The sequence below is a fragment of the Marinobacter daepoensis DSM 16072 genome, from assembly GCF_000421165.1.
GTDB lineage: Bacteria > Pseudomonadota > Gammaproteobacteria > Pseudomonadales > Oleiphilaceae > Marinobacter > Marinobacter daepoensis.
On record NZ_ATWI01000009.1, the window covers coordinates 485,728 to 509,690 of the forward strand.

Sequence of the window (23,963 nt, forward strand, 5' to 3'; positions counted from 1 at the left end):
CACTCCTTGCCTGTTACCGTTCACGGCGGCGATCTTTTGCCGCCTGATGCCGGTCACGGGCTTTTTGATCATCGTTATCAGAGGTTCTGCAACAGTCGTGCCGCAGCCTGTGAATTTTCATTGGCGGTAGACATCACCTTCACCTGCATCTCGTACTGACGGGACAGCTGAAGGTTGGCTATCATTTCCTCCACGGCATTGACGTTGGAGCTCTCCAGAAATCCGGTAGCCACCCGCATCAATGCATCTGGCGGCTCGGGGCCGTCCAGCACCTGGCCCGGCTGGCGACGAATAAACCCGTCGAGCCCTTTCTCCAGTGCCCCGGACGGCGGATTAACCAGCTTCAGGCGGTCCACTTCAACCAGTTGGTCCGGGGGACCGCCAACCGGGACAATCGAAATGGTTCCGTCGGTCCCGACCTGCAGATTGTCAAAAGGCGGTAAAGCCACCGGGCCACCGTTCCCCAGCACTAACTCACCACTGGCCAGCCTTACCAGACCATTGACGTCTACCTGAAGGCTCCCGCTGCGGGTAAAAACTTCTTCCCCAAAATCGTTCTGAACGGCCAGCCACCCCTCGCCATCAACCGCCACATCCAGCTTACGGCCGGTCTCCATCAAGGCACCGGCAGACAGGTCGGTCCCTGGCCTTTCGGTCAAGGCGTAGGCACGCGTGGGATGATGTTCCCCAAACACCGGCATACTCCGGGCCTGGGCAAAATCCTTTTTGAACCCGGTGGTATTTACGTTAGCCAGGTTATTGGCGTGGGCACGCTGGGCCAACATGTTCTGCTTGGCACCAGACATTCCAATGTAGAGGGCTTTGTCCATGGGCAAACTCCTGCCGGAATTCTGACTGTTTCCAGTCTTACTGCAGGAGTCGTGCCATGTTTTCTATGAAAGGAATTAGCGCAGGTTGATGATCGTCTGGGTGACCGAGTCAGAGGTCTCAATCGTTTTGGCGTTTGCCTGATAGTTGCGCTGCGCGATGATCAGATTCACCAGCTCCGCAGACAAATCAACGTTGGACTCCTCAACCGAGCTGGCCTCAATGGACCCAAGAGTGCCTGTATCCGGCGCTCCAATGACCGGCTGGCCAGATTCAAACGTCTCCACCCAGGTGGTATCGCCAACCGGCGACAAACCATCGGTATTGTTAAACGCAGCCAGCGCCACCTGCCCCAGCGACTTCGATTGACCGTTGGTGTACCGGGCAAAGATCACACCCTGATCAGATACATCCAGACCTGACAAACGGCCGGTGGTGTAACCATTCTGGCGCTGATCATTCACACCAAACGTTGCCCCGTACTGGGAGGTGTCGCCAAGACTCAGTATAAAAGCGGAACTGACAGCGGGCTCAGGAATCGGGCTAACCACACTGCCAGGGTCTGCCGGAGGGCCATCCGCACCGTTCGGCTGGCCACTGGGATCCTTGGGCACCCAATCCGTCACAATGATCTCGCCGTTAGGATCTCCGTTTATCGACTCGAGTTCACCATCCTGATCAAAGATCGCAGTGTATGGCGTCTGATCGGTACCACCCACCAGCTCTCCATCGATCTGCAGGTAGATCGACCACTGGCTCTGACCAACGCCATTGCCCGGTGACGGCTCTTTGACAAAGAACTGAGTCAGCTTATGGTCATTCCCGAGACTGTCGAAAATCGTGGTTGACGTTGCGTGGTTATAGGTACGCTGGTCAATCGGGTTGAACTCATTGGTGACCGTAAACGGCGTGTCGTTGAAAGCCGTCTCAAAGTTCGTCCCGCTGGAGGCCGGGTCCGTCGCCACCTGCGCCACGTTCCGGTTGGTGGTCACAAACACCTCGCCTTCATAAGCGGTCGCTGGGGGTAACGGATCACCGGCAGGCGCATCACCAAAGGCGATCTCCAGGGGTTCGCCACCGCTGTGAATGACCCGGAGACGGCCTGCCGTCGCAGGATCGTTATCATGATCCACCACTGACGCAGAAATCGCATTATCGGATGTGGCATTGATGGCACTGGCCAGCTCGTCCAGCGAGGAGACGCCCTGAAGATCCAGAGGAATGGGCGCAGAACCATTAACGCTGATTTCCAGGCGGAAATTGCCAGCGGTACTGATAAAGTTGTCCGTCAGGCCGCCGTCCAGAACCGCCGTGGTGGTGGCTGTTGCCGTGACGCCAGGTGCGGCGTTAATCGCTGCCGCCGCTTCACTGGCAGAGGCCGTCGCCGACAGAGGTGGCACCGTATAATCACCCGTGCCATCAGAGTAACTGAAGGTGAACCCCTCACCTTGCAGATCCGCAATGGTCAGCGGATCAAAATCCCGAATACGACGTTCAAGAACAGATTCCCGGGAATCGAGGTTGAGGCCGGAAATCAGATTAGTGGTACGCCGGGGCGCCAGGTTATCGGTCTGAATCTGCAGATCCCCGCGAATCCCTGACAGATTGCCGTCGTCGTCAGCAGTGTAGCCCTGAACACGCATACTCTGATTGTTGATCACGTAACCGTTTTTGTCGATGGTGAACTGTCCGGCCCGGGAATAACGAATCTCTCCCCCATTGTTCAGTATGAAGAAGCCATCGCCGCTGATCGCCATATCCAGCCCGTTATCGGTAAAGCTGATGTTGCCCTGACCAAACGACTGAGCCACATCCTGCACCCGAACCCCGTCCCCGATCGGATTCGTACCGGAACTCAGGAATCCGCTGGCATAAAGGTCGCCGAACTGCACCCGACTGCCTTTGAAACCGACGGTACTGGCATTGGCAATATTATTACCGGTAACTTCAAGATCCACCGAGGCAGCACGAAGACCACTCAGACCTGTATTAAACGCCATGACTTATACCTCCTGACCTGACACCGGATCAGTTAATTTGTCGAACTTCAGACAGCGGAATAGAGCCCATTCCCGCCAGATTCAATGTAATGAAGCCGTTCTTGCCCAGCGACACGCTATCCACATTAGCACTGACCATCGTTGGCAACTGCTCCATGCCGGAGGGATAGGACCCTTTTGCGACAATTGTGTAGGGTCCGGGCGGCAAATCATTGCCGTTACCATCCTGACCATCCCATTTGAAGGACACCACACCAGCCTGGCTGCCTCCCATATCAATCTGCCGCACCAGTTCACCGCTCTGGTTCATAACCGACAAACTCAAACCACCAGTGGAGGCCGGCACCTGAATGGTACCTGTGACCTCACCCTCGTCACCCAGAATGCCAACCTGCGAAGGAGCCAGCACTGTTTTTCCGACCATCGCCGACGCCTGCAGCGCCTGGCTTGAGCGGAACTGCCCCACCACATCATCGACCCGGGAAGACAGGTTCTGCATTTCTTCAAGGGAGCTGAACTGAGCCAACTGAGCGATGAAGTCACCATTATCCTGCGGCTCCAACGGGTTCTGGTTCTTCAACTGGGCCAGCATCAGCTCCATAAAGGCATCTTTGCCAAGCTCATTGCTTTTGCCGGACCGGCTCTCCGCCTGCGCCCGATACTGGCTCAGCACATCAGAGGCGGCTGCGGAATTCACTGCACTCATGGCTTACTCCCCGTTCTCTTACTGCTGACCCAGAGTCAGAATTCGTTGCATCATCGACTTCGCGGTATTCATCACATCGACATTCATCTGGAAACTCCGGGACGAGGACATCATGTCCGCCATTTCCTCAACCACGTTAACGTTCGGGTAGAACACGTAACCATCCTCATTGGCGGCCGGATGATGCGGCTCGTAACGCATCTGAAGTTCGGCATCACTTTCAACAATACCCTCGACCCGAACCCCGGCGCCGGGACCTTCGCTGCCCCCCGCCCCCTGATGGCCCGGATTCAGCATGGCCTGCTGTATGGCCGCAAACACAGGCTTTCGGGCACGATAGGCGGTATCTGTGCTCGAACTGGCAGTCTCCGCATTGGCAATGTTGGATGCTGTTGTGTTCAGACGCAGGGACTGCGCGGTCATGCCGGAACCGGCAATATCGAAAATGTTACCCAGTGACATGACAATCTCCTTTAATCGGGCTCATACGGCGGATCATTCGCCTTTCAGCGCCTTGGTCAGACCGGCAAACTTACTGCTCAGAAACTGGAAACTGGCCTGGTAGTCCATGGCATTGCGCATGAACCGGCTCTGCTCGGCCTGGGCGTCAACGGTGTTACCGTCGATCGAAGGCTGGTGCGGAGTCCGGTACAGCAACTCACCGTCACTGCCCGGTTGAGAGGTATCCATATGACCATTGTGAGTGGTAGCCATTGCCAGCCCGGACACCGACTCCTGAGCTTTTTGCATCATGGCCCGAAAATCCACATCCCGGGCCTTGTATCCCGGGGTGTCAGCATTGGCAAGGTTGTTGGCCAGCACTTCCGCACGCCTGACTCGGGTCTGCAGGGCCTGCTCGTGAATACCCAGCGCGTTATCGAATGAAATTGCCATGACTGCCTCCAGATCTCTGCACCGACCGGCCAACGCCTCAGTGATTGCCGGTTTTGCGTTCTGAAGCAGGTAAAGCAAGCAGGATGCCAGAAACAGAAAAACCCGCACTGGTGCGGGTTTCAAAGGAGGCTGTATATTATTTGGGCGGCAATTAGCCGAATAAGAAGCCGGAGGCGGCAACCGGTTTCCTCACCGGCTCCGCCTACCTATTCTTGCCAGGGCATGATCCGATCCGGCGCTTCCCACCTGGCCACGTAGTCCCGGGGTTCAGGCCGGGGAACCTGCGGCTTCTTACTGGCCACCGTGCCGGTATAGAGGAAGCCCACGACCGACTCGCCCGACTCAAGCCCCAACCCCTCATGAAGCGAGGAATGATAAGCCACCGGCCCGGTCCGCCACATCGTACCGAAACCCGCCTCATTCAGCGCCAACGAGATAAAGGACATCCCGACAGCAGCTGACATCACTTGCTCTGCTTCCGGCACTTTGGGGTGAGGACGGGGGCTTGCAACACCGACTATCACCATGGGTGCCCGAAGAGGAGCATTACGCGCCCTCTCCTGCTCTTTTTCCGACGCTTCCGGCGGACAACACGCCGCGAACAGCTTACCCAGAGCCGCCAGCCCGCCACCCTCCACGACAAGATACCGCCACGGCCTCAATAAGGCGTGATCAGGCGCTCTGCTTGCACACTGAAAAGCCTGATCAACAACCGCCACCGGCGGCGCAGGCTGCTCCAAACGTGGTTCGGAGGCACGGTCCAGAATAAAACGGGTAATCGAACTCATACACTCTCGCTGTTGATGGTTTTTCCAATGACTCTCAGGGGCAACCTTGCTCCGGATCAATTGTGAGTTCTACGTAATACTGTTAACCTTTAGTCGTAGTTCAAACCAACAATTATAAAGCACCGGCAGCATACCATGAGCGACCAGCGGGCATTTCGCAACTTTGCAGAATTCTACCCATACTATCTGGAAGAACATCAGAACGTGATTTGTCGCCGCCTTCATTTCGCCGGCAGCTTACTTGTACTTCTGGTCGGTATCGGGGCCATTCTGAGCGGCAACGTACTGTGGCTGCTCGCCTTACCGGTTATCGGATACGGGTTTGCCTGGATTGGCCACTTCCAATTCGAGAAAAACAGACCCGCCACCTTCAAACATCCTCTGTATAGCCTGATGGGAGACTGGGTGATGTTTCGTGACATGCTGATCGGCAGGATCCGGTTCTGAAAATGATGAGTGCACCTGCCGAATTACGCAGCGTCACCGACAACGCCGGCAAGCTTGGACAAGGCGAACTCTACGACCACACCGTCGCTATCCCCCCCATGCCGGATTACAACGGGCGCATCCTGGCTTACACCGCAACCGCGGTGATTATTGTAACCGGGGTGCTACAGGAAGTGCTTCCACAATGGTTGCTCTGGATGGTGGCAGGCGCAATGATCTGGCCACATCTCGCACATTTACTGACGCGAAGGACCTTTCTGAGACGCTCCGCCCGAATCCGGCAGAAAATGCTGTTTTTCGATTGCCTCATCGGCGGTGTATTTATCGGCCTGCTCGGCCTGATTGCCATCCCCACCGTTTCGGTGATTCTGATGCTGATGTTCAGCTGCCTGATTGTCGGCGGTGTTCGGCAATGGCTGTTTGGCACCGCCATCATGTCGGGCTCGATGGTCGCTGCCGTTGCCGGCACCGGCACGGCAGCCAGCCTTGACGCCCCACTACTGACCAGCATTGTTGCGATCCTTGCGACCGGCACCTACATTTGCGTGACCGCGTATTACTCTCATCAACAAGCCAGGGCCCTGCTGCTGGCCAAGACCCAGATCCAGAATCAGCGGGAACAGTCCATCGCCCTGTCTCACAAACTGTCCAAATACCTCTCGCCGCAGGTCTGGCAATCCATATTTACCGGAGAGCGCGACGTTCGCCTGGAAACCCAGCGCAAGAAACTCGCGGTCTTCTTCTCAGACATCAAGGGATTTACCGAGCTGTCTGAGGAAATGGAGCCCGAAGCGCTTACGGAACTGCTTAACCACTACTTCAATGAGATGTCTGAAGTCGCACTCAAGTATGGCGGCACCATCGACAAATTTGTGGGCGACTCCATCATGGTGTTCTTCGGTGACCCGACCAGCCGGGGCCCAAGGGAAGACGCATTTTCCTGCGTCTCCATGGCCATTGAGATGCGCAAGCACATGAAGATTATGCGCCAGAAATGGCGCAGCCAGGGCATCAAGACGCCACTGGAAATCCGCATGGGCATCAGTACCGGCTACACGACGGTGGGCAACTTTGGCGCTGAAAACCGAATGGACTACACCATCATCGGCAAGGAAGTGAACCTTGCCAGCCGCCTCGAATCCCTGGCTGAACCCGGTGAAATCCTGGTCTCCTACGAAACCTTCTCACTGATCAAAGACCGCATCATGTGCCGGGACAAAGGCGAGATCACCGTGAAAGGTTTTGGCCGGCCAGTTCCCATCTATGAAGTAGTGGATTTCCGCCGCGATATGGGGCCCAACCGAAGCTTTCTGGAGCACGAGCACAGCGGCTTTGCCATGTATCTGGACTCCGACAAAGTGACCGAAAGGGAGCGCAAAGCCATCCTCTGCGCCCTGGAAGACGCAGCCGAGCGGCTGCGCCAGGAAGACGATACGGAATAATCTGCCCGTTACTGCCTGACAAGCCTCGGGCCCGGGCCCTCTTCTGCATCCGTGCTTCGCCAGGGGTTGATGTCCAGCCCGCCCCGACGCGTGTAGCGTGCACACACCGTCAGCGACTCGGGCTGACATCTGGTCATAAGGTCAGTAAAGATGGTTTCCACACAGTGTTCATGGAAATCCTGTTTCTGGCGAAAACTGACGAGGTAACGCAATATCCCAGACCGGTTAAGCTTCCGGCCGGTATACCGTATGAAGACGGTAGCCCAGTCCGGCTGCCCGGTTACCGGACAATTGCTTTTCAGGAGGTGGGAACACAAGCCCTCGGTAACAACCGGGCCATCTGCCAGAAGCGATTCCGGCGCGTAGTCATAAACCACAGCATCCACAGGCTCATCGTCGATGAGCTCAAAACCGTCAGGGCGACCCACTGCTGGCGCGGATGCATCCACACTGCGCAACTGCACGTTCACCGATGCACCACAGGCGCTGGATAAGTCCCGGGTGATGGTTTCCACCACCTGCTCTCCGGACGAAAACACCGCCTGGTTCAGAGAGTTCAGATACAACTTCAGCGATTTACTCTCGATAATGGCTGGCGAAGCCGCCGGGAAACAGATCTCCGCCCAGGCCACGACAGGCATGCCGCCAGGCTTCAGCCAGGAGACCTCCCAAGCCTGCCAAAGATCCCCGCCAAACCACGGCCAGCGACCATCCTCCAGCCCGATTCGACGACGGTTTTCGCCCCGGGCCACGGGGAACAACAAAGCCGGATCGTACTGATCCGGGTACTCACTGGACTTGCCCAGCGGCGCATTATCAAGAGCCATATCACTTCCGGAAATGAATCAGTGCCTGATACCCTTGCCACGGGCGAGCATGCGCAATGCAACGACCGCCAGCAAGATGATGAAAACCAGAATCATACCAAGAGACACGAACGGATTAACGTCCGAAACTCCCAGTATGCCGTAACGGAACCCATTAACCATGTACAGGATAGGGTTGGCCATGGACACACCCTGCCAGAACGACGGTAACAGCTGGATGCTGTAGAACACCCCGCCCAGATAGGTGAGCGGCGTCAGCACAAAGGTGGGCACAATCGAAATGTCGTCAAACTTCGTCGCCAGCATCGCGTTAATGAACCCGCCGAGTGAAAACAGGGCTGACGTCAGGATAACGGTCACCACCACCATGGGCAGGTTGTGAATGCTCAACCGGGTGAACGCCAGCGACAGCACCGTCACAATCAGCCCGATACTCAGCCCCCGCGCCATCCCCCCTGCCACGTATCCCGACAGAATGGTCCAGTTCGGCACCGGCGACACCAACAACTCCTCAATGCTGCGCTGAAACTTCATTGAGAAGAAGGACGACACCACGTTGGCGTAGGAGTTGGTGATCACCGCCATCATGATCAGCCCAGGCACAATGAACTGCATGTAGTCGTAGCCGCCCATTTCCCCGATACGAGAACCGATCAGGTTGCCAAAAATGATGAAATACAGCGTCATGGTCACCGCTGGCGGCAACAATGTCTGCGGCCAGATGCGGGTGAATCGACGGACTTCCCGGATAACAATGGTTGAGAAGGCCGTCCAGAGTGCTTGGGGCGTCATGCTTTCACCTCCCCTGCAGAACGCGCCTCGCGGGCATTTTCCTCAACCATACGCACAAACAACTCCTCCAGTCGGTTGGCCTTCGTCCGCATACTCAGCACACGGATACCCCGGCTTTCCAGTTCAAGGAACAAGGCATTCAGGCCCTGCCCTTTGGCCACTTCCACTTCAAGCGCCCCATCCTCACCCAGGCAGGCCTTGAAGCCAGGCAATTCCGGGGCTTCCACTAACGCCTGCTCAGTATCCAGAACAAAGGCTTCTACGCTCAGTTGCTGGAGCAGTTCGCGCTTGCTGGTATGCCGGATGATCTGGCCATGGTCAATAATCGCGATGTTCCGGCACAGCGCTTCTGCTTCTTCCAGATAGTGCGTGGTCAGAATAATCGTTGTGCCCTGGCGATTCATTTCTTCCAGGAACTGCCACATCGATCGCCGCAATTCGATGTCAACACCGGCGGTGGGCTCATCAAGGATCAGTAACTTTGGCTCATGTACCAGCGCCCGCGCAATCATCAGGCGGCGCTTCATGCCTCCGGACAGCATACGTGCCGGGGTATCCCGCTTGTCCCACAGCCCGAGTTTTTTCAGATACTTTTCTGCAGACACTCTGGCAGCTTTCAGCGGAATGCCGTAGTAACCCGCCTGCGTGGTGACAATATCCACCACTTTCTCGAACTGATTGAAGTTGAATTCCTGAGGCACCACTCCCAGCGATAGTTTGGCGTTCGACAAATCAGTGTCGATATCGTGACCAAACACCCTGACCGCCCCGCTGGTTTTGTTGACCAGCGACGAGACAATACCAAGAGTGGTGGACTTCCCCGCGCCATTCGGCCCCAGAAGCGCGAAAAAATCACCCTCCCGGACCTGGAGATCAATGCCTTTCAAAGCCTGAAAACCATCACCGTAATTTTTGGTCAGCCCCTCAATTTCCAGTGCGTAGGTCATACACCCCACCGTTGTGACAAAACATGGCTCCAGAGGAGGTAAAAGATAGAGAGCTATTTGATTGAGGCACGGGCCGAAAATTCAAGGGAGCAGGGCCGGAAAAGACCCCACCTGAAACCGCCAAACTGCGACGGGAATCCCGATATGGTCCGAAAGCCCCCCTTATAATGCAGTTACAACAACTTACAAACCGGACACCGGCCCCCGGACACTCCGGATCAACGCGAAGGGATTGTACGACACGCCATGAAATTCGTTCACCTTGCCCGCCAACTTATGCCACTTTCTGTCGCACTCATGCTTGCCGGTTGCCTGGACAGTGGCGGAGGCTCAGGCTCCGACGACACGCATGTTGGCCAGCTCCACTTTCAGGGTGTCAGTGGGCTGACCTACCAGACCGCCAGCCAATCCGGAACGACAGACCTCGATGGTCGCTTCCGTTATTACCCGGGAGAGACAATCTCATTCCGTGTGGGCGACCTTCCCATTGTCGGCGGGGTACCCGCCCGGGATTACATCACTTTTCTGGAATTCCTCGAGGCCACCCGCAATGCCTTGCAAACCCCGGGTGTGGATGACGAAGGCCTGAGCAGCCATTCTGTGACCGAAGAAGCCCTTTTTGAAAACAGCACCCTCATGAACATCTCCCGATTCCTGTTGGCCCTGAACTGGTCGGAGAATGTAGATGATGATGAAGGCATCGAATTCCGTGAGCGTGTCATCAACCAGCTCAACCAGGCGCTGAGCGATCCAGGCCTGCCGAATCAAGTGGACTTTACCGTCAGCATCAGCGAGTTTACCGCCGAGGACTCTCCGGCCAACCAGTTGCTCGCCAGTATCTGTTTTTACCCCAAGGGGGATGCTCTCTGCAGCGAACCGCCTTCCGAATCTGAGATTGAAGATGCACCCGTGCGCCCCATCGATGGCGAGCTAGACCCTGACATTGACTACAAGGAGGACCTGCAAACCCTGCGAGACCGGATCCTGCAGGGCAGACGCGACCTGACGGAATTCGACAACGAACAGGCTCGCAATTACCTGCGAAGGGAGTTGGGCGCCATTACCCGGACACTGTCACGGCAATACTATCTGTCACCGGAAGATGCCGTGCATTCTGCCAGCGACACCGGCATCCAGACGGTCAGAATCCGGAAAATCGACGGCAAACCTCAGCTGATCCGGCTGCAGGCCCAGAGCAAACGCCCGGCAGACATCTTTATCCATGCCGAGAACTGGCAAGCGTCGGAAGTCGAGTATGTCGTGGATGGCCCGAAAGGCGGGGAATCTGAAATTCTGGTGAACTTTCAACCCGAAGGTACGTATCGCTGGGTACGGAAACAGATACGCGTGCTTATCGATTGATCAGTTTACTGATGGACCAGCGGGATTCGGCACCAGTAACATCGTAACCTGCCGGGTCCAGCCCCTCTGTACCATGTGGCAGGCATTCGCGCACCGTGAGAAACTCAGAAGCAGGCCTGGACTCATTGTGGCGGGCCAGATCAATAATCCTGGCCGATTTCAGTGGACGACGATCTGCGTCCTGCATGATCATCACGCTCGGCCACAAACGTCGACCAGGCGAGTGAGACACGACAATCCCGCGCTGCCCATCTGACAACTCCACCAGGCTGCCAGTGGGATACACCCCCACCGCCTGAATAAACGCCTCAACCAGATCTTCCTGAAACTCAATATTGCGCATGTCGTACAGCAGCGCAACGGCTTTCTCTGGCGTCATGGGCTCCTGGTCGTCTCTCGGCGCAATCAGAGACTCAAAAAACTCTGCAAGCCCGGCTACCTTTGCCAACAGAGGAATCCGGTCACCCCGAGTACCCTTCGGAAACCCGGAGCCGTTATGGCGCTCACGATGCCCCTGCACCACACTCATCACTGCACGGGATAATCCGGCGCTGTCCAGCATCTCGCAGCCAAGCTCTACGTATGTCCGGTAAACCGCGTAGTCTTCAGGGGAAAGCTGGTGTTCACGGGCAAGCAACTCTTTAGGCAGCGCCGTTTTACCCACCTGAGACAACAAACAGCCTACACCCAGGTGATTCAACAACCCTTCATTCAGGCCCAACTGCCGACCACACACCAACGCCCAGACCGCCGTATTCAAGGCGTGGCGGTATATAAAGTCATCGTACTGGCGGGTCCGGCTCAGCCACAACAAGGCATTGGGCTGCCTGGCAACACTCTCAACCATCCGACGGGTAACGTCTGCGGCCGGGCGCAGATCCGGCATCTGGTCCGCCTCCAGAGATTCAAACATCCGGCTCAGTGCTGATTCGGCGTCGCTCAGCAATTTTCGAGAGACCTTGACCTCCTTGCGAAGAGGCACATCGGCGGCATAGGTCACCGGTTCACGAATGCTCAACGGCGGTAACTGGACTTCCTCCCGCCCACCCGAGCGAGTGTTCGAACGGCGGGAAAACGGCTTGATCCGGTCTGTACTGAGGGCAATTTCTTCCCGGGTTTCGGCAACGTCGATCATCACCCATTTACAATGGGAAACCACGGCCTTGAGATCATCCTCGGTACGGAGATAAAAGCCCTGTATCGGAAAGGGAGTCTGATGCCACGGGCGATCAAGATCAGACACAAACATGCCGATTTCAAGATCATGTGTCGCAATTTTCTTTTGACGAACGCCCACTCTACACCTCGGGGACAGAGAACATCTGAGGGTTCCCAGTTTGACACGTTACTGTAAAGATACCATTACGAATAAGTAGTCAAGCGTTACTCATTCGACACACAAGGTAACCCCCGGTTTCACTCGGCAACGAAATGTAGCAGCGTGACAAAGTTCACACGTAAAAACCGATCCCGCTCACTCTTCCTGGCACTGAGTCTCATCAAAATCCGGCAAACGCGCGCTCAGGGAGCCTCGGGGAACTTTCCTGGCATAGACGGTGTACGCCACAGGGGACGACCGGAGGTAATCCTGGCTGACCAGATCACCACCTCGCCTGGCTTCCGCCTTCGCCGGGCGGCAAGACACCAGAAGGTCAAAACTGTTGCCCACCTCGGCCACCCGCTCTGCCCCAGCGGGGAGATGCACTTGCATACACGGCTGATCCTCGCCTGCCGGCTCACCCGTCGCCGTCAGAATGTCGAACTCTGGCACACCACAAGCCCGCAACCCGGTTCCACACGCTCCGGCGTCGTCATGGCTATCGTCTGAAATACGCCATATACGCTCACTGCACTGGGTCTCGACCCGCATTGTCGTAGCCTGATCCGCCCCTGGCCACCAGGCCGGGTATTCTGCACTTTGCCAGTGAATTCTCACATGCCGGGATTCTCCGGCAGAATTTTCGGCGGGAAACATCGCGTAATGAGTGTAGTAACTGGCGCACCCCGACAACCAGGCCATCGGCAGCAATAACGCCATCATCCGGAGAGACACAATTCTGTTCATCGACTACAACCTGCCTGATCACCCAGACAGTTTACGGCGACCACAGCAACCACTTCTGCCGACTATTCGTCACTCCCGGAAAACTGTAGCCCAAATCCATCGACCGTGCGGCGTACCACCACCATGTGCAGAATGGGAGCGGGCACCGGAAGCCCCTGCACCTGTACCGTCACCAGGTCGCCGATGGACGGCTCAAAGGGTTGTTCACCGGGGACAATAAAAACACCGCCGTCGGAAATATCACGAGTGGAGAACACAAATTCCCCTAATCGCTGATGAACCACTTTTACCTTTGCGCTCATCGCCGTGCGGCTATGCTCTCTGCGATCATTACCGACCATGCCCGGATACCCTGCTCATTTTAGTTCGTTCTTATAGTGTCATGAAGCATAACACTATTTTCTGAAAAATATCCCAGAAGGGTTATTGACTCATTCGCGCTTAACAATGAGAATAGTTGTCGTTTTTAATTGCCGATAGCATTGATCTACGGCTAACCCCATTGATCACAGCCATGCGATAGAAAGGAACCACCTATGCGAATGAAACTTGCCGCTACTGCCGCCATCGCGCTGGCCGCCATGCCGCTTTCCGCCTCTGCCGATGGCGAAGTCAATATCTACTCCTACCGGCAGGCTTACCTGCTGGAGCCCCTGCTGAACGCCTTCACCAAAGAAACGGGCATTGAAGCCAACGTGGTGTTCGCCAAGCAAGGTCTGGCCGAGCGCCTGGAGCGTGAAGGCCGTAACAGCCCGGCGGATGTGGTGATGACCGTCGACATCTCCCGGATCAACGAACTGGTCGAAAAAGATCTGGTAGCCGGTGTGGAGTCCGACACCCTGCAAAAGAACATTCCGGAGAACCTGCGCCACCCTGAGGGTAAATGGTATGCCCTGACAACCCGTGGCCGCCTGATTTTCGCGTCGAAAGACCGGGTTAAAGAAGGCGAAATCAGCACCTATGAGGAACTGGCAGACGACAAGTGGGAAGGCCGGATCTGCACCCGCAGCGGCAAGCACCCGTACAACATTGCACTGATCTCCTCCATGATCGCCCACCACGGTGAGGAGAAGACTCAGGAATGGCTGGAAGGGGTTAAAGACAACCTCGCCCGCAAACCCCAGGGCGGTGATCGCGACCAGATTAAAGCCATTGCCGAAGGCGTTTGCGACATCTCCATCGGTAACAGCTACTACTACGGCAACATGCTGATGGACGAAAACCAGCGCCCGATTGCCGAGCAAGTGAACCTGGTCTTCCCGAATGCTGAAGGCCGTGGCACCCACGTGAATATCAGCGGCATCTCTCTCACCAAGAGCGCGCCGAACAAAGACAACGCCATCAAGCTGATGGAATTCCTGTCCTCTCCCGAGGCCCAGCGCATCTACGCCGAGGCCAACACCGAATATCCGGCCAACTCCGGGGTTAAACCTTCCGGTCTGGTCGCTGAGTGGGGTGAGATCCATCCGGACAACCTGTCCCTGCAGGAAATCGCCAACAACCGCGAAGCTGCCGTAAAACTGGTCGATCGGGTTGATTACGACGGCTAATTTGCCTTCACAATCAGGCTCGCAAAAGGGTGCTCATTCCGGGCATCCTTTTTTTCTTTTGGCACTAAAGATGACCGCGGTCATTGCAGGGACGCAACGCACTATCTAAAATCGCAACACTTCTCATCACCAATTACGCAACAGGATCATCATGACTGAGGTCGTTACCAGTGCAAACCCGGGGCTAGCCCAACCGCTACTGGCCAAACGAACCTCGAAGCGATGGCTCATCAGCGCATTCATCACCACCGCGATTGTGGCGCTCCCCGTGCTGTCTGTGCTGTTCCTGGCTCTGTTCCCGGAAGAGAACATCTGGCCACATCTGCTTGAAACCACCTTGCCGCGCTATCTCACGACCACCATCAAGCTTATGGTCGGTGTGGGCGCCCTAACTCTGGTAATTGGCCTGGCCACCGCCTGGGCCGTGACGATGTGCGAGTTTCCGGGGCGAAAGTTCTTCGAATGGGCGCTGTTGCTGCCTTTTGCGATACCGGCTTACGTTATCGCTTATGTATACACCAGCCTGCTGGATTACGCTGGCCCTGTGCAAAGAGCCCTGCGCGAGTGGTTTGGCTGGCAGAACGCCAGCGACTACTGGTTCCCGGAAATCCGGAGCCTCGAAGGCGCCATCCTGATGATCGGCCTGGTGCTATACCCCTACGTGTACCTGCTGGGCCGGGCCGCATTTCTGGAGCAGTCTCCATCGCTGTTCGCCGTCAGCCGAAGCTTAGGCCATTCGGCCCTGAGCACGTTTTTCAGGGTGGTTCTGCCCATCGCTCGCCCGGCCATTGCGGTTGGGTTGTCTTTGGTACTGATGGAAACACTGAATGATTTCGGTACCGTCGATTTCTTCGCAGTGCAAACCCTCACCCGGGGGTTGTTCGACACCTGGATGAATCTTGGAAACCTTGGAGGTGCTGCCCAGATTGCCACCACCATGCTGATGTTCGTGGTTATTCTGGTTACGCTGGAGCGATACTCCCGGCGTCGGCAACAACAATATGCTGCCCGCGACAACCGGGACCCGATTCACCGCTTCACCATGTCATTTCCACGCCAGATGATCTGCGTGGCGGTCTGTGCCGTGCCTCTGATTTTCGGCTTTATCATTCCCGGAGCCTCCCTGGGTTACTACGCGTGGGAGTATTTCGACGTCAGCTGGAACCCTGATTTCATCAGGAACACCTTCAATAGTCTGTTCCTGTCGGGCGCCGCAGCCCTCACCACCCTGATCATCGGAGTCACACTGGCCTACAGCCGACGGCTGCACAATACCCGGGGCATGCAGGTGCTGATGCGACTTTCCAGCCTTGGCTACGCGATGCCGGGTGCCGTTCTGGCCGTGGGTGTCATTGTGCCGCTGGCGGGCTTTGATAACTGGCTGGACACCCTGATGCGCGACCATCTCGGTGTCAGCACCGGGCTGCTACTGAGTGGCACCGCATTCGCCCTGATCTTTGCCTACACCGTTCGCTTTCTGGCAGTTTCCGCAGGCAGCGTGGAAAGCGCTCTACAGAAGGTAACCCCCAGCATGGACATGGCCTCTCGTTCTCTTGGCCACACACCGGGCAAAACCCTGATGAAAGTCCACCTGCCCATTCTGCGCGGCACGCTGGTCACCGCGGCTCTGGTGGTCTTCGTGGATTGCATGAAAGAGCTTCCGGCCACCCTGATCCTGCGGCCGTTCAACTACGAAACCCTGGCCACCTACGTGTACCAGTTCGCCTCGGACGAGCAGCTATACCACAGCGCCCTTCCCGCGCTGATCATCGTACTCGCCGGCATCATTCCAATCATTCTGATGAATCGCTCCATCTCCAATTCCAGGACCGTGGCCTGACGACAGCCTTGTCCCGCCCCGAAACAGAAAGGCCCGGCAAATTGCCGGGCCTTTCTGTTTCTTCGTGGAACGAAGGGACAATTTACTGCCAGATTACCGGCTTCTTCTGCGCATACCAGCTATCCACTTTCGCCTGATAGGCATCCTCCACCACGTTTCGCTTGAGCTTGAGCGTGGGAGTCAGGAAGCTGTTTTCAATGGACCACTCATCACTCACAACGGTAATAAACGCCAGTTGCTCATGCGGATCGACAGTCTTGTTCACATCCTGAATCAACTGCCGGAAGCTTTCTTCCAACTCCTTGCGGAAGCTTTCATCCGCAGCCCTCGGGCGAATTTCCTCACCCAGCACGACCAACGCGTGGGGCTGCGTCTGGTTCGCCCCCGAGACACACACCATCTCAATGGCATCGTGCGCCATCAGCCGGTTCTCGATCGGAGCCGGCGCAATGTATTTGCCCTTGCTGGTTTTGAAGATTTCCTTGATACGACCGGTCAGCTTCAGGCGACCCATTTCGTCAATCTCGCCCTTGTCACCGGTACGCAGAAAACCATCCTCGGTAAACGCTTCCCGGGTTTTTTCGTCGTCTTTGTAGTAACCCATCATCGTAGCGGGGCTCTTCACCAACACTTCACCCTGCTCACTGATTTTCACCTCAACGCCCGGCAAAGCCTCCCCCACGTAACCGGTTCGGGTCCGTCCCGGTTTGTTCATGTGGGAATAAGCGAAGTTCTCAGACATGCCGTAGCCTTCGAGAAGCTCCAGTCCAAGGTTGCGGTACCAGTCCAGCACATCGTTGGACAACGGTGCCGAACCGGACCCGGCCAGCTTCACTTTGTCCAGGCCCAGCCCCTTGAGTACCTTTTTCTTGATCAGCTTGTTCACCACCGGAATCTTCAGCAGACGCTCCAGTTTCTGCTTGGGCACCTTCTGCAGGACCCCATGCTGGAACTTCACCCACAGACGGGGCACCGACAGGAACAAGGTCGGGCGGGCACGCTGAAGATCCTGGACAAAGGTCTCCAGAGACTCTGCAAAATACAACTGGAACCCGGAATACAACGACCCCAGCTCGACAAAGGTGCGCTCGAATACGTGTGCCAGCGGAAGATACGACAACATACGCTCGCCCGGCCCCACGTTCAGGGTTTCGATCCCGCCGGCGGCGGCAAACGCCATGTTATTGAAACTGAGCATGACACCTTTAGGGCGGCCGGTACTGCCGGAGGTGTACACGATTGTGGCCAACTCTTCCGGCGCACGCTGGGTTTTGCCCTCCAGTGGCGGGTACTTGGCCACGATGTCATCCCAGGTTTCAAAGTCATTAGGCGGGCTGAGCGGGTAAGAAATGCAGCGCACTGAATCCGGCACACCCGGCTTCATGGTGTCCCAGTCGTCCAGCTTACCCACAAACAGCACATCACACTCGGCGTGGCCCAGGATGTAATTCACTGTCTCAGCGTTCAGGGTCGGGTAAAGCGGGACAGAAATGTGCCCGGCCATCCAGATAGCCCAATCAGTCATGACCCACTGGGCACAGTTTTTGGAAATCAGGCCAATCCGGCTTTTCTCCGGCAGGTTCAGTGATTTCAGATATGCCGCCACCCGGCGTGCCTCATCCACGGCTCGGCCCCAGGTGTACTCAACCACCCTGCCTTCGCCAATCGGCTGAGTCATGTAGAGAGAATCGGGGCTGCTGGCCTCCCAGTGGTAGACCATTTCAAGCGGAAGCTTCTTCGTTGTGTCCATGGACTTTCCTGATTTGTCGTTATAGTTTCAGATTCGCAGTGACGCGCTTACGTATTATTAGACTTTAGTAGCGTATTTCAACATACCAGAGCTCGTCAAAACGTGATCCGTGCAAAATAATTTCACCTGTAACGACCCGGCCAATCTGTACAAGAATATGCCCCTTCGGCTACCCCGAATGCCTTATGCCTGTGGTAAACTTGCGCACCTTATAATTTTTTTCCCCGGTTTTACGGAAAAACAACCACAAACTCGGAGATGGGCATATGGCCAAAAAATCTTTGCGTACCCTGATCGGCGCGTCGCTGCTGGCCGCAGCCAGTCTGGTTCAGGCGGACGACCCTCGTGTTGTTGCTATCACACAAATTGTTGAACACCCGGCCCTGGATGCCGCCCACCAGGGCGTGAAAGATGAGCTGGCCGAGCGCGGATACCGTGAAGGCGAAAACCTGCGATTGATGCACGAAAGCGCTCAGGGCAACTCCGCCATCGCTGCACAGATTGCCCGTAAGTTCGTTGGCGAGAGCCCGGATATCATCGTCGCGATTGCCACGCCGTCAGCCCAGACCGTCGCTGCCGCAGCCCGTAACGTGCCTGTCGTGTTCTCTGCCGTCACCGATCCGGTTGCCGCAAAACTGGTGAAGAGCTGGGAAGCCCCGGGCGGAAACGTCACTGGCGTCAGCGACATGCTTCCCATCGACAAACACCTCGACATGCTGCAACGTGCCGTACCCGACGCCAAGCGCATCGGCACCGTATATAATCCCGGTGAAGCCAACGCCGCAGCCCTGATTGATCTGCTGGAAGAACGACTGCAGGCCCGCGGTCTGGAACTGGTAAAAGGGGCTGCAACCAAAACTTCCGAAGTGCTGGGTGCTGCGCGCTCACTGGTTGGCAAGGCTGACGCCATTTATCTGACCACCGACAATACCGTCGTCAGCGCCGCCGAAGCGGTTATCTCTGTGGGTGAGCGTGCGAAGATTCCGGTCTTCGCGGCAGATACCGCAACGGTGGCTCGTGGTGCCGTTGCCGCCATGGGCTTCGACTACTACAACCACGGCCGCCAGACTGGCGCTATGGTCGCCCGCATTCTCGAGGGTGCCAAGCCAGCGGACATCCCGGTTGAAACTATGGAAGAGCTTGATCTGTTCGTGAACCCCGAAGCAGCCGAGCGTATGGGCATCACCCTGCCCGAGGACCTGATCCAGGACGCCAAGGAAGTCGTCAAAAGCGACAAGTAACGCCTGACCAACACGGGCGGACCCCACAAGGGCCCGCCCGTTTTCTTTCACGGTGATAAACAGCCCATGCTCAGTGAAATTGCATTCTACGGTGCCCTCGAAACCGGCCTCATCTACGGTCTGGTCGCCTTCGGCATCTATCTCTCGTTTCGTGTACTCGACTTCCCCGACCTGACGGTGGACGGCAGCTTCCCTCTGGGCGCCGCCGTCGCCGCTATCCTGATTATTGAGGGCTGGAACCCCTGGCTGGCCACCGGCTGCGCCGTTCTTGCCGGTATGGCTGCCGGTGCGGTAACCGCCATCCTGAACGTGAAGCTCAACATCCTGAACCTGCTGGCTTCCATCCTCACCATGATCGCGCTTTACTCGGTTAACCTGCGCATCATGGGGCGCCCAAACGTGGCCCTGCTGACCGAAGAAACCGTTCTTACCCCCTGGTACGACCTGGGGCTGGCCTTCCATCAGGTTCCCGTAGTGCTCTTTACCCTTGTTGCGATTGCGTCTCTGGTCCTGTTGTGGCGTTTCATGAAATCAGAAACTGGCCTGGCCATGCGCGCAACCGGCGCCAATGCCCGGATGGCCCGCGCCCAAGGCATCGCCACTGGCGGCATGATCATCCTTGGCGTTGCCCTGTCTAACGGCCTTGTCGGCCTGGCTGGTGCACTCTTCGCCCAGAGCCAGGGCGCCGCCGACGTCACCATGGGGGTCGGCGTAATCGTGATTGGACTGGCGTCACTCATTGGTGGTGAAGCCGTGATCACGCCGTCTACAGTAGTGCGCGCCCTGCTCGCCTGCGTGATCGGCGCAATCATCTACCGCTTAGCAATCGCCTTCGCCTTGAACGCCGATGTGCTGGGCCTTCAGGCTCAGGATCTGAACTTGATAACGGCCGTTCTGGTTACCCTCGCCATTGTTCTGCCGGGTATACGCACCAAAGTCACCAGCCGTTTCACCAGCAAAAAGGCCTGAGGAGGCACTATGATCAGCGCAACCGATCTGAGGCTCACCTTCGGCAAAGGCACTCCGCTGGAGAACCCGGCCTTGCAGGGCATGAGCCTGACCGTCAACCAGGGTGAATTCGTTACCGTGATTGGCAGTAACGGTGCGGGCAAATCGACCTTTCTGAACGCCCTCGCAGGAGAGGTGATGGTCGACAGCGGCCAGATCATCGTCGACAACCTCGACGTGACCCGCCTGCCCACACACAAACGTGCAGCCCGCGTTGCCCGGGTTTTCCAGGACCCTCTCGCCGGTACCTGCGAAAACCTCTCCATTGAGGAGAATCTGGCACTGGCCATCAAACGAGGCCAGAGCCGGGGGCTGACAGCCGCGGTCAAGCGCCAGTATCTCGGCCAGTTCCGGGAAAGCCTGGCGACCCTGAAACTGGGACTGGAAAACCGCCTGGGTGACAAAATGGGCCTGCTTTCCGGTGGCCAGCGGCAGGCCGTTAGCCTGCTGATGGCCAGTCTGACGCCATCCAGTATCCTGCTACTGGACGAGCACACTGCCGCTCTGGACCCCAAAACCGCCAACTTCGTGCTGGAGCTCACCCAACAGATCATTGAAGAGCAGAAACTCACTGCCCTGATGGTCACCCACAGCATGAAGCAGGCACTGGAGGTCGGCAGCCGAACCGTCATGCTGCATCAGGGCCAGGTAGTGTTTGATATTGAAGGCAAGGACCGCGACGGGCTGGAAGTGAAAGACCTTCTCGGCCTGTTTGAGAAGCAACGCGGCCTGCAGGTGGACGACGACAGCCTCCTCCTGGGCTAGTTGCCGGACACAGAAAAGGGGCCTTCAGCGGCCCCTTTTTATGGCCGCCCATCCACATACCGATACTAGCAACACCGCTTCATACTTTACCGGCACGTCGCGCCCGTATACGTGCAGAAATCACAAAATCTTTGCTCTTCAGGTTAATCTTCCCGAACACTTTTTAACCACAACATATAGTAACTTTCGGAGACCCCTGCTTGGCGCGGTCTCCCGCCATTTCAACAATTTTTTCATTGATTTTCTTTCGCTACCGAGGCCAATCAATAGTTGCTCCCTTATTCACAGAACACTATATCCTGTTATACTTCCCCAAAATAAGCCCATATATAGGGTCGTTACGCCAACACCTACTGAAAGTCAAGCAGTAGAAATGCCAGCAGACAGTCCGCTGGCTACAATGAAGCAGACAGATTTATGGGTAAGGAAGCCCGCCTTCCTTACCCGGCGAAAACACCACATCTAGTGGTCCGGGCGCGCAGATAACCAAAGCAGTACCAGAAACTTACAGGGGTAAGGCGCTGAGGACGGCGCCTTCAAAAAGAGACATACTGAAAATCGAGGGTGGCAATGAACGCTAAGGCACAGGCAGTGATCACAACGATTCCGATGCAGGAAGCTTCGCTGGATATCTGGAGCAGCAAGTACCAGCTCAAGACGAAAACCGGCGAAGCGGTCGATCAGGACATCAACGCAACCTACGAGCGGGTGGCCAGAGCCCTCGCCGAGGTTGAGAAAAAGACTGTGCGCGACAAGTACATGAAGGAATTCCTGTGGGCGCTGCAAAACGGTGCCATCCCGGCGGGCCGTATTACCTCCAATGCCGGAGCAGAAGCCCACAAGCCTGCGACCTCTACCATCAACTGCACGGTGTCAGGCACCATCGACGACTCGATGAATGACATCCTGGAGAAAAACCACGAAGCCGGCCTCACCCTCAAAGCCGGTTGCGGTATTGGTTATGAGTTCTCCACCCTGCGTCCTCGCGGTGCCTACGTGGCCGGTGCCGGCGCTACCACATCTGGCCCATTGTCGTTCATGGATATCTTCGACCGCATGTGCTTTACCGTCTCTTCTGCCGGTGGCCGCCGAGGCGCACAGATGGCCACCTTCGATGTGCACCACCCCGATGTCATCGAGTTCATCCAGGCCAAGCGTGAAGACGGCCGCCTGCGCCAGTTCAACTTGTCTCTGCTGATCACCGAAGATTTCATTGAAGCCGTGCGCAACGGCGACGACTGGCACTTGTCTTTCCCCGTCACCCAGAAAGAAGCCGATGACGAAGGCCTGAACCTGAACGACGCCAACCAGTTCGTCTACCGCGACTTCCCGGTACAGGAAGGCTACGTGGCGAACAACGAAGGCAAAGTGGCCTGCCGCATTTACAAAACGGTGAAAGCCCAGTTCATCTGGGACACCATTATGACCAGCACCTACGACTACGCTGAGCCCGGCTTCATCCTGATTGATAAGGTCAACCAGATGAACAACAACTGGTTCTGCGAAGACATACGCGCCACCAACCCCTGTGGCGAACAGCCCCTGCCCCCCTACGGCAGCTGCCTGCTGGGCTCGGTGAATCTGACCAAGTTCGTTGATTACCCGTTTACAGAGAAAGCCAGCTTCAACTACGAAAAGTACCGCAAAGTCGTGGGCACCTTCACCCGCATGCTGGATAACGTCGTTGAGATCAACGGCCTGCCTCTGGACGAACAGCGCCATGAAATCACCTACAAGCGCCGGCATGGCATGGGCATTCTGGGCCTGGGGTCTACCCTCGCTATGCTGCGCATGCCTTACGGTTCTGACGAATCCGTGAAGTTTACGGAAGAAGTGGTGCGTGAAATGGCGGTAGAAGGCTGGCGCCAGTCCCTGGCCCTGGCCGAAGAGAAAGGCCCGGCACCAATCATGGAAGATGACTTCGAAATCACACCAAAGATGATGACCAAGTGCCCGAAACTGGCCGAAGACGGCATCAAGGTGGGTGACAAGGTAAAGGGCAAGGTTCTGCACGCCAAATACAGCGCCTACATGGGCCGTATTGCCAACGTAGAGCCGGAACTGGTGGCCAGACTGGCTGAGAAAGGCGGCCGCTTCACCCACCATACCTCGATTGCCCCGACTGGCACCATCAGCCTGTCGCTGGCCAACAACGCCAGCAACGGCATTGAGCCGAGCTTCTCTCACCACTACGCCCGGAACATCATTCGTGAAGGCCGTAAAACCAAAGAGAAAGTCGACGTTTTCAGCTTTGAGCTGCTGGCATACCGTCACCTGGTTAACCCGGGCGCTATGCCTTTCTCCGACGAGGCCGACAAGAAGCTACCCAGCTATTTCACCACCTCTGATGACGTAACGCCCACGCAGCACGTCGACATCCAGGCTGCGGCACAGAAGTGGGTAGATTCCTCCATTTCCAAAACCGCCAACGTTCCGACAGAATTCCCGTACCAGGACTTCAAGGACATCTACCTCTACGCCTACGACAAGGGCCTGAAAGGCTGCACCACCTTCCGCTTTAACCCGGAAGCTTTCCAGGGCGTACTGGTCAAAGAGAAAGACCTTGAGAACACCCTGTACGAATTTACGCTGGACGACGGCAGCAAAGTGACCCTGCGCGGCAACGAACAGGTAGAGTATGACGGCGAGACCCACACTGCCGCCAACCTCTTCGACGCGTTGAAAGAAGGCACTTACGGCAAGTATTAATC

22 protein-coding genes are annotated in these 23,963 nt (G+C 56.6%); 9 read left to right on the forward strand and 13 right to left on the reverse strand.

The features are described from left to right. Positions 1-77: 77 nt before the first annotated feature. The 6 genes from K325_RS0107710 to K325_RS0107735 all read right to left on the reverse strand — a co-directional run bounded on the left by K325_RS0107710 (position 78) and on the right by K325_RS0107735 (position 5,216). On the reverse strand, positions 78-830 hold the full coding sequence (locus K325_RS0107710; RefSeq protein ID WP_029653691.1) for a flagellar basal body rod protein FlgF: 753 nt from the start codon (positions 828-830) through the stop codon (positions 78-80). 75 nt (positions 831-905) lie between these two features. Next, positions 906-2,828, reverse strand: a complete 1,923-nt coding sequence (locus tag K325_RS0107715) for a flagellar hook protein FlgE (RefSeq protein WP_029653692.1) — start codon at positions 2,826-2,828, stop codon at positions 906-908. Positions 2,829-2,856: 28 nt separating this feature from the next. Then, on the reverse strand, positions 2,857-3,534 hold the full coding sequence (locus K325_RS0107720) for a flagellar hook assembly protein FlgD (protein ID WP_029653693.1): 678 nt from the start codon (positions 3,532-3,534) through the stop codon (positions 2,857-2,859). Between the two features lie 18 nt (positions 3,535-3,552). Then, positions 3,553-3,996: a flagellar basal body rod protein FlgC gene (gene flgC, locus K325_RS0107725; RefSeq protein WP_029653694.1), complete on the reverse strand. Its 444-nt coding sequence runs from the start codon at positions 3,994-3,996 to the stop codon at positions 3,553-3,555. Positions 3,997-4,029: 33 nt separating this feature from the next. Next, positions 4,030-4,428 (reverse strand): flagellar basal body rod protein FlgB, encoded by a 399-nt coding sequence (gene flgB / locus K325_RS0107730; protein ID WP_029653695.1) that lies wholly within the window; start codon positions 4,426-4,428, stop codon positions 4,030-4,032. 206 nt (positions 4,429-4,634) lie between these two features. Next, entirely contained in the window at positions 4,635-5,216 is a 582-nt protein-coding gene (locus K325_RS0107735; RefSeq protein ID WP_029653696.1) for a nitroreductase family protein, read from the reverse strand. Between the two features lie 135 nt (positions 5,217-5,351). Between K325_RS0107735 and K325_RS0107740 the strand changes: the two genes are divergently transcribed. Continuing rightward, positions 5,352-5,663, forward strand: coding sequence for an Mpo1-like protein (locus tag K325_RS0107740; RefSeq protein ID WP_029653697.1), 312 nt, complete (start codon positions 5,352-5,354; stop codon positions 5,661-5,663). A gap of 2 nt (positions 5,664-5,665) precedes the next feature. Beyond that, positions 5,666-7,105 (forward strand): adenylate/guanylate cyclase domain-containing protein, encoded by a 1,440-nt coding sequence (locus K325_RS0107745; RefSeq protein ID WP_029653698.1) that lies wholly within the window; start codon positions 5,666-5,668, stop codon positions 7,103-7,105. An 8-nt stretch (positions 7,106-7,113) separates the two neighbouring features. On the opposite strand, the gene queF is transcribed toward K325_RS0107745, so the two are convergent. The 3 genes from queF to K325_RS0107760 are packed head-to-tail and all read right to left on the reverse strand — an operon-like array spanning position 7,114 to position 9,671. Further along, the gene (queF, locus tag K325_RS0107750) at positions 7,114-7,932 is read right to left on the reverse strand and encodes an NADPH-dependent 7-cyano-7-deazaguanine reductase QueF (RefSeq protein WP_029653699.1); all 819 of its coding nucleotides are present in this window, start codon (positions 7,930-7,932) and stop codon (positions 7,114-7,116) included. Positions 7,933-7,950: 18 nt separating this feature from the next. Beyond that, positions 7,951-8,724, reverse strand: coding sequence for an ABC transporter permease (locus K325_RS0107755; RefSeq protein WP_029653700.1), 774 nt, complete (start codon positions 8,722-8,724; stop codon positions 7,951-7,953). Next, positions 8,721-9,671 carry an ABC transporter ATP-binding protein gene (locus K325_RS0107760; protein ID WP_029653701.1) on the reverse strand — a complete coding sequence of 317 codons (951 nt, stop codon included), beginning with the start codon at positions 9,669-9,671 and terminating at the stop codon, positions 8,721-8,723. Before K325_RS0107760 ends, K325_RS0107755 begins: the two co-directional genes overlap by 4 nt. A gap of 246 nt (positions 9,672-9,917) precedes the next feature. Between K325_RS0107760 and K325_RS0107765 the strand changes: the two genes are divergently transcribed. Then, the gene (locus K325_RS0107765; protein ID WP_029653702.1) at positions 9,918-11,033 is read left to right on the forward strand and encodes a hypothetical protein; all 1,116 of its coding nucleotides are present in this window, start codon (positions 9,918-9,920) and stop codon (positions 11,031-11,033) included. Here the strand turns inward: K325_RS0107765 and K325_RS0107770 are convergent. From K325_RS0107770 to K325_RS0107780, 3 genes are all read right to left on the reverse strand, one after another. Beyond that, complete coding sequence (locus K325_RS0107770) at positions 11,023-12,330, reverse strand: HD-GYP domain-containing protein (protein ID WP_029653703.1); 1,308 nt, start codon at positions 12,328-12,330, stop codon at positions 11,023-11,025. The two genes, K325_RS0107765 and K325_RS0107770, sit on opposite strands and share 11 nt — an antisense overlap. 177 nt (positions 12,331-12,507) lie before the next feature. Next, positions 12,508-13,098 carry a hypothetical protein gene (locus tag K325_RS0107775; RefSeq protein WP_051146594.1) on the reverse strand — a complete coding sequence of 197 codons (591 nt, stop codon included), beginning with the start codon at positions 13,096-13,098 and terminating at the stop codon, positions 12,508-12,510. A 62-nt stretch (positions 13,099-13,160) separates the two neighbouring features. After that, the gene (locus tag K325_RS0107780) at positions 13,161-13,439 is read right to left on the reverse strand and encodes a PilZ domain-containing protein (RefSeq protein ID WP_029653705.1); all 279 of its coding nucleotides are present in this window, start codon (positions 13,437-13,439) and stop codon (positions 13,161-13,163) included. 195 nt (positions 13,440-13,634) lie between these two features. On the opposite strand from K325_RS0107780, the gene K325_RS0107785 reads away from it, so the two are divergent. Both K325_RS0107785 and K325_RS0107790 read left to right on the forward strand, forming a co-directional pair. Then, positions 13,635-14,648 (forward strand): Fe(3+) ABC transporter substrate-binding protein, encoded by a 1,014-nt coding sequence (locus K325_RS0107785; RefSeq protein ID WP_029653706.1) that lies wholly within the window; start codon positions 13,635-13,637, stop codon positions 14,646-14,648. A 151-nt stretch (positions 14,649-14,799) separates the two neighbouring features. Beyond that, positions 14,800-16,488 (forward strand): ABC transporter permease, encoded by a 1,689-nt coding sequence (locus K325_RS0107790; RefSeq protein WP_029653707.1) that lies wholly within the window; start codon positions 14,800-14,802, stop codon positions 16,486-16,488. 82 nt (positions 16,489-16,570) lie between these two features. Here K325_RS0107790 and K325_RS0107795 read toward each other — a convergent pair whose 3' ends face one another. Beyond that, on the reverse strand, positions 16,571-18,238 hold the full coding sequence (locus K325_RS0107795; protein WP_029653708.1) for an AMP-binding protein: 1,668 nt from the start codon (positions 18,236-18,238) through the stop codon (positions 16,571-16,573). A 266-nt stretch (positions 18,239-18,504) separates the two neighbouring features. On the opposite strand from K325_RS0107795, the gene K325_RS0107800 reads away from it, so the two are divergent. From K325_RS0107800 to K325_RS0107815, 4 genes are all read left to right on the forward strand, one after another. Then, positions 18,505-19,479, forward strand: coding sequence for an ABC transporter substrate-binding protein (locus K325_RS0107800; protein WP_029653709.1), 975 nt, complete (start codon positions 18,505-18,507; stop codon positions 19,477-19,479). Between the two features lie 66 nt (positions 19,480-19,545). Then, the gene (locus K325_RS0107805; protein WP_029653710.1) at positions 19,546-20,448 is read left to right on the forward strand and encodes an ABC transporter permease; all 903 of its coding nucleotides are present in this window, start codon (positions 19,546-19,548) and stop codon (positions 20,446-20,448) included. A gap of 9 nt (positions 20,449-20,457) precedes the next feature. Then, on the forward strand, positions 20,458-21,252 hold the full coding sequence (locus K325_RS0107810) for an ABC transporter ATP-binding protein (RefSeq protein WP_029653711.1): 795 nt from the start codon (positions 20,458-20,460) through the stop codon (positions 21,250-21,252). A 570-nt stretch (positions 21,253-21,822) separates the two neighbouring features. Continuing rightward, positions 21,823-23,961 carry an adenosylcobalamin-dependent ribonucleoside-diphosphate reductase gene (locus K325_RS0107815; protein ID WP_029653712.1) on the forward strand — a complete coding sequence of 713 codons (2,139 nt, stop codon included), beginning with the start codon at positions 21,823-21,825 and terminating at the stop codon, positions 23,959-23,961. Positions 23,962-23,963: the final 2 nt, after the last annotated feature.

Excerpts from the sequence above, each read along its gene's own strand:
- K325_RS0107710 (WP_029653691.1), bottom strand. The coding sequence starts at position 830 with ATGGACAAAGCCCTCTACATTGGAATGTCTGGTGCCAAGCAGAACATG.
- K325_RS0107715 (WP_029653692.1), bottom strand. The coding sequence starts at position 2,828 with ATGGCGTTTAATACAGGTCTGAGTGGTCTTCGTGCTGCCTCGGTGGAT.
- K325_RS0107720 (WP_029653693.1), bottom strand. The coding sequence starts at position 3,534 with ATGAGTGCAGTGAATTCCGCAGCCGCCTCTGATGTGCTGAGCCAGTAT.
- flgC (WP_029653694.1), bottom strand. The coding sequence starts at position 3,996 with ATGTCACTGGGTAACATTTTCGATATTGCCGGTTCCGGCATGACCGCG.
- flgB (WP_029653695.1), bottom strand. The coding sequence starts at position 4,428 with ATGGCAATTTCATTCGATAACGCGCTGGGTATTCACGAGCAGGCCCTG.
- K325_RS0107735 (WP_029653696.1), bottom strand. The coding sequence starts at position 5,216 with ATGAGTTCGATTACCCGTTTTATTCTGGACCGTGCCTCCGAACCACGT.
- K325_RS0107740 (WP_029653697.1), top strand. The coding sequence starts at position 5,352 with ATGAGCGACCAGCGGGCATTTCGCAACTTTGCAGAATTCTACCCATAC.
- K325_RS0107745 (WP_029653698.1), top strand. The coding sequence starts at position 5,666 with ATGATGAGTGCACCTGCCGAATTACGCAGCGTCACCGACAACGCCGGC.
- queF (WP_029653699.1), bottom strand. The coding sequence starts at position 7,932 with ATGGCTCTTGATAATGCGCCGCTGGGCAAGTCCAGTGAGTACCCGGAT.
- K325_RS0107755 (WP_029653700.1), bottom strand. The coding sequence starts at position 8,724 with ATGACGCCCCAAGCACTCTGGACGGCCTTCTCAACCATTGTTATCCGG.
- K325_RS0107760 (WP_029653701.1), bottom strand. The coding sequence starts at position 9,671 with ATGACCTACGCACTGGAAATTGAGGGGCTGACCAAAAATTACGGTGAT.
- K325_RS0107765 (WP_029653702.1), top strand. The coding sequence starts at position 9,918 with ATGAAATTCGTTCACCTTGCCCGCCAACTTATGCCACTTTCTGTCGCA.
- K325_RS0107775 (WP_051146594.1), bottom strand. The coding sequence starts at position 13,098 with ATGAACAGAATTGTGTCTCTCCGGATGATGGCGTTATTGCTGCCGATG.
- K325_RS0107780 (WP_029653705.1), bottom strand. The coding sequence starts at position 13,439 with ATGGTCGGTAATGATCGCAGAGAGCATAGCCGCACGGCGATGAGCGCA.
- K325_RS0107785 (WP_029653706.1), top strand. The coding sequence starts at position 13,635 with ATGCGAATGAAACTTGCCGCTACTGCCGCCATCGCGCTGGCCGCCATG.
- K325_RS0107790 (WP_029653707.1), top strand. The coding sequence starts at position 14,800 with ATGACTGAGGTCGTTACCAGTGCAAACCCGGGGCTAGCCCAACCGCTA.
- K325_RS0107795 (WP_029653708.1), bottom strand. The coding sequence starts at position 18,238 with ATGGACACAACGAAGAAGCTTCCGCTTGAAATGGTCTACCACTGGGAG.
- K325_RS0107800 (WP_029653709.1), top strand. The coding sequence starts at position 18,505 with ATGGCCAAAAAATCTTTGCGTACCCTGATCGGCGCGTCGCTGCTGGCC.
- K325_RS0107805 (WP_029653710.1), top strand. The coding sequence starts at position 19,546 with ATGCTCAGTGAAATTGCATTCTACGGTGCCCTCGAAACCGGCCTCATC.
- K325_RS0107810 (WP_029653711.1), top strand. The coding sequence starts at position 20,458 with ATGATCAGCGCAACCGATCTGAGGCTCACCTTCGGCAAAGGCACTCCG.
- K325_RS0107815 (WP_029653712.1), top strand. The coding sequence starts at position 21,823 with ATGAACGCTAAGGCACAGGCAGTGATCACAACGATTCCGATGCAGGAA.